The sequence below is a fragment of the Corynebacterium sp. HMSC073H12 genome (assembly GCF_001837775.1).
Taxonomy (GTDB): domain Bacteria; phylum Actinomycetota; class Actinomycetes; order Mycobacteriales; family Mycobacteriaceae; genus Corynebacterium; species Corynebacterium amycolatum.
Window position 1 is genome coordinate 1 of the sequence record NZ_KV834026.1, and the last position, 460, is coordinate 460.

Genomic DNA, 460 nt, shown 5'->3' on the forward strand with positions numbered 1-460 from the left:
AAGAACAATCACAAACAGAAAAACTGCTTGACAAAATCGAACTTACAGAAAAACAAGATGCTCGCGTCCACTATCCAGTTCTCACACAACACCCACACACCACAGAACAAACCACCCAACAGCAGCCTGCCTACAGCATGCAGCAACCTGTCACACAGGAACAACAACACATGTGTCATCCCAGACACCCAACAGCGCACCAACAACCAACCAACACAAAAAAGGAAAGCACCACAAACGCTTGATCATCACACGCGCGCAGACCACCATCAATGTCAGTGATCTAACCAGTAGGTGTTCCACCCAAAAAACAAAAAATAGCCACACGCCACCAACACGATGACACATGACAGAAGAAAAAATAATCTCCTTAGAAAGGAGGTGATCCAGCCGCACCTTCCGGTACGGCTACCTTGTTACGACTTCGTCCCAATCGCCAATCCCACCTTCGACAGCTCCC

1 protein-coding gene and 1 rRNA gene are annotated in these 460 nt (G+C 48.0%); one reads left to right on the forward strand and one right to left on the reverse strand.

Going from position 1 to position 460, the window contains the following annotated elements:
* The coding region (locus tag HMPREF2708_RS11170; protein ID WP_210400304.1) for a hypothetical protein at positions 1-245 on the forward strand (245 nt) is incomplete at its 5' end.
* Positions 246-374: 129 nt separating this feature from the next.
* Here the strand turns inward: HMPREF2708_RS11170 and HMPREF2708_RS02145 are convergent.
* Positions 375-460, reverse strand: a 16S ribosomal RNA gene (locus HMPREF2708_RS02145); the annotation flags it as partial.